The following is a 6,285-nucleotide window of genomic DNA, read 5'->3' as shown; positions in this document are numbered from 1 at the left end:
CGACGGATCCGGGCCCGGCCGAGGTCGCCACCGCCGTTCACCACTACGTCGACGCGCTCCGCGCCATGGTCCGCGACCGTACGCGCCAGCCCCGGCGGTAGGTAGCCCGGGTCAGGTGCCGTCGTAGGAGATGACGCGGCCGTGCAGTGCCTCGGCGACCTGGGTGCCGAGGCTGCTGTCGCAGAGGTTGACCGTCCAGTTCCCGGCGGCGACCAGGGTCGCGGGGACGCCCTGGTAGGCGATGGTGGAGCGCAGGTCGGTGTCGCGGTCGGTGTCGGTGGTGTAGAGGGCGAGGGTTGCGCAGTTGGGGGAGTGGCCGGTGCGTTTTCCGGTGGTGCAGGTGAGTGTGCCGCTTCCGCCTGCGCTGCGGTTGGTGCAGCCGACGGCCGTGTCGAGCGCGTCGGCCAGGGCGTTCACTGTGCGGTAACGAGGGGCGCCCGGGATGTCGGGCAGCGGATACTTGGGGATCTTTACTTCATCTGGTGGGAGGACGACACCGCTCAGCGCCTTGGCCACCTGAGGCGCGAAACGGGGGTTCCTGACCCAGATGAACCAGTTGCCGGCGGCCACGAGGGTATGGCTGGTCGGGGGCTTGCGGCGGAGCCCGATGGAGTCGCCGTTCTGCTTCCGGTAGTCGGACCTTTGTGGGTTGGAGACGTTGATCTCGTTCTCGAATTTGGTGCCCTGTATCTCTGCCTGGCAGTCCAGACCGGTGCCGAAACCTGGGTCTGTCTCGGCTCTGCGCAGGATCTTGCAGGGCAAACCCGCCTTGCCCAAGGCTTCCACTATGGAATCGGCCGTGGCGTAGTCGGGCGTGGTAGGGACATTGCTGGGCATGGGAAGCAGTGCCGGTGGATTGCCGTTCTTCGTCAGCCCACATGAGGTGAGGACGGCGACCGTCACCCCCGCGGCCAGCAGTCGGCGCATCAATGTGTTCTTGCGGATGGCTGTCATTTGGGCGGTGTGGGAGGGGGGCCGGGTTCCGGAGAGGGGGTGCCTGGTTTGGGAGCGCCTGTTCCCCTGCCGCTTGAAGGGGTGTTCGTCCCGTAAATCGGGTCCAGATTATAGGAATGCCCCTTGGGGATCTGGCTTTCGAACTGCTGGACAGCGTGCCGACGTTGGTCGTCGGTGAGCGCGTTCCAGCGATGTGTGTCCTCGAGATGAGGTTGCAACAGGTCCCAGTTCTGCGCACGACGTCTTATCGCTTCGCCACGGTGGGCCGTGTCGTCGCCGAACCGCTCGTTGGATTCGCGCACTTGCTGAGTGTCGGCCGCGTAGAGCATGAACAACTGCTTGTCGGTACGAGCGCCGTAGGGGTTTTCCTGGAGGCTCTTGAGGTAGTAGGCGCTCAAGCGGATGTCTTCGTTGGGGTTTTCTTCGATGTACTTGGCCAGCTGGGCGTTGCTGAGTTCATTGAGGGATCGACCGCCGGCGGTGAACTCGTCCTTGTATCTCCCTATGACCGAGCGCGCCGTCTTCAGCTTCATATGGGTGATGCCCAGCGACTTGTCCGGCTTGATGGTCTCTTCGAGCCCCCAGTCGCGGAGCCGCCCGTACCAGGTGTACAGCCCACCGCCGGTCTTCTCGACCTCCTGATACGACTGCTGTTCCTGCCAGAGGATGGCGAGCAGCAGGTTTCTGCTCATCCCGGTTTCCTTGGAAGCCCGTTCCATCGCGGCGAGTTGGGCGGGGGAGACATTGACCGGGTGCAGGTCACCCGGGCCGTTGGCCATCCGCAACGCGATATTGAGCGGACTGCCTTCGGTGAGTCCTTCCTTGACCAGCTTGGGGTCCTTGATGTCGGTCAGGCCCCGGATGGTGCGGAGTGCGGCGGCGGCGTCGGTGTCCGCCTTGGTGGCCTTGGTGAGGGCATCGCGGATGATGCCGAAGGCGTGCTCCATCGCCTCTTTCTGCGAATCGGCCTCGCCGGGGGAGAGCGGAGCGGTAGCGGCCTGTATTCGGCCGCCTTCGTCGACGTGCAGGCCGTGCGAACCGGCGTAGTCGAGTGCGCTGTGCAGGTCGCGCTGGGCGGCTTCGACGGCGTCGGCGAGGTCGTCGTAGACCTTGGTGAGTGAGCGGAGGGAGAGGTTGGCGGCCTCGTAGTCGTCGGCGTGTTTGACGAAGACGCGGCGGGCTTTTTCGCCGGTGTCGCCTACCCAGCACTGCTGGAGGGTCGCGGCGACGTCATCGCGGGCCAGGCCGCCGATTTCCGCGCAGTGTTTGGCCGCGCGGAGGACGTCTTCGGCGGCGTCGCGCCAGAGTTGGGGCTTGGCGTTCTTGAGATCCGGCACCGAGACCATCAGGCGCCCTCCAGGGAGGCGGCGTCCTGGTCGAGTCGCCCGGCGAGGGATTTGTCCGTGCCGGTGTAGAGGTCCATGGCGGCCGGGACGGCCTTGGCCGCGGCGCGGGCGGAGTGCCCGAGGTCGTGCAGCCGGTTGCGCCAGGCGCCGACGCAGTCGTTGTTGACCGCCGCGACCGCCCAGTTGGAGTGGGCGTTGCCCGCGGTGATGGGGTCGTCCAGCTTGGTCTTGTCCTGGCCGTTGGAGCTGGCCGTGTGGAAGTCGGCGGCAGCGGTTTTGGGCCTCGCGGCCTGCACGCCTATGTCCGGGTATGGGTACATCGGTCGTCCCCTTGTTCGGTACGCGTTCGCGACAGGGTAACCGCCGGTTCACCAAATCGCTCGGGTCAGGCGCCCTCGCGCAGCACCGCGTGGATCAACTCCCGCTGTTCCTGGGTGAGATGGGGGTCAGCGCAGTGGACCTTGCGGCTGTCCACCGTGATTTCGTAGTGGAAGCCGTCCGGGACGCCCCTGACCGGGGACTGGTGCCCGGGGGCGAGGGCCCGGTGTGCCAGGGCCTCCAGGTGTTTGGCGTCGGGCCGGCCGGAGGTGTCCAGCTCGGCCCGGCGCTGAATGCCGGCGAATCCGCCGGTCCGGGTGATGACGATCCGCATGGCGTCATTGTCGCCCGGTGGGCTCCGTGTTACGAGGTGGGGACGCCCACCTGGGACCACGCCTTGAGCACCGCCTGGACCGCGTCGCCCTCGCCGTACAGGCTCCGGGCCACCGAGGCGGTCTGGGTGGCGAAGGTGGCGAAATCGGCATCGGAGGGCAGTTGGCCGCCGGTCAGGGTCTGGTACCAGATCTTTCCGGCCCGTTCCCAGGCATGGCCGCCCAGGGCGGTGGCCAGCAGATAGAAGGCGTGGTTGGGGATGCCGGAGTTGATGTGCACGCCACCGTTGTCCTGGGCGGTCTGGAGGTAGTCGTGCATGGTGGCGGGCTGGGGGTCCCGGCCCAGGTTGGGGTCGTCATAGGCGGTGCCGGGCGCCTTCATGGAGCGCAGCGCCGTGCCGTGGACCTGCGGAGCGAGCAGGCCCGCGCCGATCAGCCAGTCGGCCTGGTCGGCGGTCTGGCCGAGGGCGTACTGCTTGATCATCGAGCCGAAGACATCCGAGACGGACTCGTTGAGGGCGCCCGACTGGCCGTGGTACTCCAGGTTGGCGGTGTGCTGGGTGACGCCATGGGTCAGTTCATGGCCGATGACGTCCAGGGGGATGGTGAAGTCCAGGAAGATCTGGCCGTCGCCGTCACCGAAGACCATCTGCTCGCCGTCCCAGAAGGCGTTGTCATAGCTCTGGCCGTAGTGGACGGAGGCGATCAGCGGCAGCCCGGCGTCGTCGATGGAGTGTCGGCCGTAGACCTTGAAGTAGAAGTCGAAGGTCGCGCCGAGGCCCGCGTTGGCGCGGTTGACTGTGGCGTCCTTGGACGGCGGGGCTCCCTCGGCGTGCACCTCGTGCCCCGGCAGGGTCTGCTGGTGCCGGGAGTCGTAGATGGTGCGCTGGGGGTGATCGGATGCGGTGCCGGTGTCGGCCACGGCCGTGGTGCGGAGCGCGGTGATCCGGCGCCGGGTGCGCAGGGCCGCGTCGTGCTCGAGGGTGCTCCGGGCGGGCTCGTGGTGCCGGGGATCCTCGGCCTGGGCGAGCCGGTCCAGCAGGTGTGGAGGGACGATGCCGCGATGGACGGTGCTGGTGTCGGTGGGGTCCATCCCAGCAATCTGGCACCGGCGGGTGGGGCTGTCACTGCCCGGTGCCGGGATTCATGAGAATGGGTGGCGGGCCTCCGCTCCGGGCGACGGACCGGAGCGGATGGAGACGCCGGACCGGAGCGGACGAAGGCGACGGACCGGAGCGTTGCGTCCCGGATGCTGATACGCCCCGCCACATTCCGGCGACCTCGGTTAGGGTGCTGCACATCATGCGTTTCGGGCTGCTTCTTCTTAGCTGCCGCGGTGAGGGCCTGTAGTCGTAGGCCGACCCCCTCTCCGCGGAGTTCGGTGGTGCCCAGCAGACGGTATCCCTCGTCGGTCTCCCCTCCAGCGGACACCCGAGGAGCCCTGCACAGATGTCCAAGATTTTCGATTCCGTCGGCCGTCCCACCCCGCTCACCGCCGCCACCGTGACCCAGCGGCCGTCCGGGATGCCGGTGCACCGCTACGGCCGGTACGAGGCCGTGGAGATCCCCGACCGCACCTGGCCCGGCAATCGCATCACCGCCGCGCCGCGCTGGCTGTCCACCGATCTGCGGGACGGCAACCAGGCGCTGATCGACCCGATGTCCCCGGCCCGCAAGCGCGAGATGTTCGACCTGCTGGTGCGCATGGGCTACAAGGAGATCGAGGTCGGCTTCCCCTCCTCGGGGCAGACGGACTTTGACTTTGTACGGTCGATCATCGAAGAGGGCGCCATCCCCGAGGACGTGACGATCTCCGTCCTGACCCAGGCGCGCGAGGAGCTGATCGCGCGGACCGTGGAGTCGCTGCGCGGGGCGCACCGGGCCACCGTCCACCTCTACAACGCCACCGCGCCGCTCTTCCGGAAGGTCGTCTTCCGGGGCTCGCGGGAGCAGGTCAGGCAGATCGCGGTCGACGGGACCCGGCTGGTGATGGAGTACGCCGACAAGATCCTCGGTGCTGAGACCGCCTTCGGCTATCAGTACAGCCCGGAGATCTTCACCGACACCGAGCTGGACTTCGCCCTGGAGGTCTGCGAGGGCGTGATGGACGTATGGCAGCCGGAGGACGGCCGGGAGATCATCCTCAATCTGCCCGCCACGGTCGAGCGTTCGACGCCCAGTACCCATGCGGACCGCTTCGAGTGGATGTCCCGCAACCTGTCCCGGCGCGAACACGTCTGTCTGTCCGTCCACCCGCACAACGACCGGGGCACCGCCGTCGCCGCGGCCGAGCTGGCGGTGATGGCCGGGGCGGACCGCGTCGAGGGCTGTCTGTTCGGCCAGGGCGAGCGCACCGGCAATGTCGACCTGGTCACCCTGGGCATGAACCTCTTCTCCCAGGGCGTCGACCCGCAGATCGACTTCTCGCAGATCGACGAGGTCCGCCGGACCGTCGAGTACTGCACCCAGATGGAGGTCCACCCGCGCCACCCCTATGCGGGCGACCTGGTCTACACCGCCTTCTCCGGCTCCCACCAGGACGCCATCAAGAAGGGCTTCGAGGCGATGGAGGCCACCGCCGCCGCCGCCGGGAAGAGCGTGGACGACATCGAGTGGGCGGTCCCGTACCTGCCGATCGACCCCAAGGACGTCGGCCGCTCCTATGAGGCCGTCATCCGCGTCAACTCGCAGTCCGGCAAGGGCGGTATCGCCTATGTGCTGAAGAACGACCACAAGCTGGACCTGCCGCGCCGGATGCAGATCGAGTTCTCGCAGATCATCCAGGCCCGGACCGACGCCGAGGGCGGCGAGGTCACCCCGCAGGAGATCTGGTCGGCCTTCCGCGACGAGTACCTGCCCACCGAGGACCGCGCCTGGGGCCGGATCGAGCTGCGCTCCGCGCAGACCACCACGGCCGGCGAGGGCACCGACGTGCTCACCGTGGAAGCCGTGCTGGACGGTGCGGACACGGTGCTGCACGGCGTGGGCAACGGTCCGATCTCCGCGTTCTTCGACGCGCTGGCCGCGGTCGGGATCGACGCCCGGCTGCTGGACTACACCGAGCACACCATGAGCGAGGGCGCCGGCGCCCAGGCCGCCTCGTACATCGAGTGCGTGATCGACGGCAAGGTGCTGTGGGGGATCGGTATCGACGCCAATACGACGCGCGCCTCGCTGAAGGCCGTGGTGTCCGCGGTGAATCGCGCCTACCGACGCTGACGGCCGTTGTTCCGGGGCCAGTTGGCGTCCGGTCGTCAATGGCGCGCCGCCGAAACCACCGGATACGGTGGGCTCGGCGGCGCGTTCCGGGCATGCTCGGCCGAAGTCGGTGCACG

6 protein-coding genes are annotated in these 6,285 nt (G+C 67.9%); 1 reads left to right on the top strand and 5 read right to left on the bottom strand.

Annotation, left to right across the window (positions count from 1 at the left end; translation table 11 throughout):
• Positions 1–111: 111 nt before the first annotated feature.
• From ABCR83_RS05665 to ABCR83_RS05645, 5 genes are all read right to left on the bottom strand, one after another.
• Positions 112–954: a hypothetical protein gene (locus ABCR83_RS05665; RefSeq protein WP_462693673.1), complete on the bottom strand. Its 843-nt coding sequence runs from the start codon at positions 952–954 to the stop codon at positions 112–114.
• Positions 951–2,300 carry a hypothetical protein gene (locus ABCR83_RS05660; protein ID WP_462693672.1) on the bottom strand — a complete coding sequence of 450 codons (1,350 nt, stop codon included), beginning with the start codon at positions 2,298–2,300 and terminating at the stop codon, positions 951–953. The genes ABCR83_RS05665 and ABCR83_RS05660 overlap by 4 nt, the downstream gene beginning before the upstream one ends.
• Complete coding sequence (locus ABCR83_RS05655; protein ID WP_462693671.1) at positions 2,300–2,620, bottom strand: hypothetical protein; 321 nt, start codon at positions 2,618–2,620, stop codon at positions 2,300–2,302. The genes ABCR83_RS05660 and ABCR83_RS05655 overlap by 1 nt, the downstream gene beginning before the upstream one ends.
• Before the next feature lie 65 nt (positions 2,621–2,685).
• Complete coding sequence (locus ABCR83_RS05650; RefSeq protein ID WP_462693670.1) at positions 2,686–2,952, bottom strand: protealysin inhibitor emfourin; 267 nt, start codon at positions 2,950–2,952, stop codon at positions 2,686–2,688.
• Positions 2,953–2,981: 29 nt separating this feature from the next.
• Positions 2,982–4,043 carry a M4 family metallopeptidase gene (locus ABCR83_RS05645; RefSeq protein WP_462693669.1) on the bottom strand — a complete coding sequence of 354 codons (1,062 nt, stop codon included), beginning with the start codon at positions 4,041–4,043 and terminating at the stop codon, positions 2,982–2,984.
• Positions 4,044–4,399: 356 nt separating this feature from the next.
• Here ABCR83_RS05645 and leuA point away from each other — a divergent pair, with 356 nt between their 5' ends.
• Positions 4,400–6,169: a 2-isopropylmalate synthase gene (gene leuA / locus ABCR83_RS05640; RefSeq protein ID WP_462693668.1), complete on the top strand. Its 1,770-nt coding sequence runs from the start codon at positions 4,400–4,402 to the stop codon at positions 6,167–6,169.
• The last annotated feature ends 116 nt before the right edge of the window (positions 6,170–6,285 follow it).

Source organism: Streptomyces xingningensis, assembly GCF_054957865.1.
This window is presented reverse-complemented; position numbering and strand designations above follow the sequence as displayed.